At 57.8% G+C, this 230-nt stretch carries 1 protein-coding gene; it reads left to right on the top strand.

Going from position 1 to position 230, the window contains the following annotated elements:
* Positions 1-230 (top strand): aldehyde dehydrogenase family protein (locus VH86_RS24640; protein WP_045834453.1); only part of this gene is annotated, 230 nt, incomplete at both ends.

The following is a 230-nucleotide window of genomic DNA, read 5'->3' as shown; positions in this document are numbered from 1 at the left end:
GGCGATCCGCTGGATACCGAAACCATGATTGGCGCGCAGGCGTCGCAGCAGCAGTTCGATAAAATCCTCTCTTATCTGGAAATCGCCCAGCAAGAGGGCGCTCAGGTGCTGCACGGTGGTGGCGTGGAGAAAATCGGTGAAGCTTTTGATAGCGGCTACTACATCCAGCCCACGCTGCTGAAAGGCGACAACAGCATGCGCGTCTTCCAGGAGGAGATCTTCGGGCCGGT

The organism is Pantoea sp. BL1, assembly GCF_000963985.1.
Lineage (GTDB): Bacteria > Pseudomonadota > Gammaproteobacteria > Enterobacterales > Enterobacteriaceae > Pantoea > Pantoea rwandensis_B.
This window is presented reverse-complemented; position numbering and strand designations above follow the sequence as displayed.